The organism is Streptomyces sp. cmx-18-6, from assembly GCF_046548915.1.
Classification (GTDB): domain Bacteria; phylum Actinomycetota; class Actinomycetes; order Streptomycetales; family Streptomycetaceae; genus Streptomyces.
In genome coordinates this window covers 1-906 of record NZ_JAEBEP010000039.1, presented here as the reverse complement: position 1 = coordinate 906, position 906 = coordinate 1, and the positions used below count along the sequence as shown (strand labels likewise).

Genomic DNA, 906 nt, shown 5'->3' with positions numbered 1-906 from the left:
GCCCCGCCCCGGTGCCCGGGAGGGCCGCGTTGGAGGTGAGCCCGTTGCCCGGCGGTCGTTCTGGGATACGTGCCCGTGGTGAGATCAGCGCCCTCACGCGTCCGTCTTGGGAGCGGGCCCTGTCCGAGCTGGCCCGGCGGCACGCGGGCGTGTCGTACGTGGAGCTGTCGGATGTGGCGTTCGTCGATGTGGCCGGGGTGAGTGCGCTGGTGGTCACCGCCATGAACCTGCCCGACGGGAGGGTGGTGGTCGAGAATCCTCCGCCGCAGCTGCCGCGGGTTTTGGAGATGTTCTGGCCGGGCCTGGACCGGATCGAGGTGGCTCTGTGATGAGCACGGTGACCACTCACGAGGCGTTCGTGCACCCTGCCCTGTTCTACCGCACCGAGCAGGAGTACACGCGGCAGACGGTGGCCTTCCTGCGCGAGGGCCTGACCAACAGCGAGCCGATGGCCGTGGCGGTGCCTGGCCCCAACCTGGACCTGATCAAGAGCGGGCTGGGCTCGGATGCCGAGGGCATCCTGTTCCTGGACATGACCGAGGCCGGCCGCAACCCGGGGCGGATCATCCCCAAGGTGCTGCGCGGATTCGCCGACGCCCACCCGAAGGGGCGTGTGCGGATCATCGGCGAGCCGATCTGGGCCGGGCGCAGCGCGGTGGAGTACCCGGCGTGCGCGCAGCACGAGGCGCTGATCAACGCCGCGTTCGAGGGCCGGGCCGTGACGATCCTGTGCCCCTACGACGAGGTGCGGCTGGACCCGGAGGTGATCGCCGATGCGCGGGCTACTCACCCGACCCTCATCAGCGGGGAGGGACATGAGTCGGTCAGTGACGCCTACGACTGGCAGGCGGTCGTCGACCGGTACAACCAGGCGCTTGCGCCTGCACCGGACGCCGCAGCCTTCTC

The 906-nt window shown here is 70.2% G+C and carries 2 protein-coding genes; both read left to right on the top strand.

The features are described 5' to 3' along the window. Window positions 1-11 precede the first annotated feature (11 nt). Window positions 12-329 carry an STAS domain-containing protein gene (locus tag ACLJPL_RS34015; RefSeq protein ID WP_411084811.1) on the top strand — a complete coding sequence of 106 codons (318 nt, stop codon included), beginning with the start codon at window positions 12-14 and terminating at the stop codon, window positions 327-329. Beyond that, a partial coding sequence (locus ACLJPL_RS34010) for an anti-sigma factor RsbA family regulatory protein (protein WP_411084810.1) occupies window positions 329-906 on the top strand: 578 nt, incomplete at its 3' end. The genes ACLJPL_RS34015 and ACLJPL_RS34010, both read left to right, overlap by 1 nt.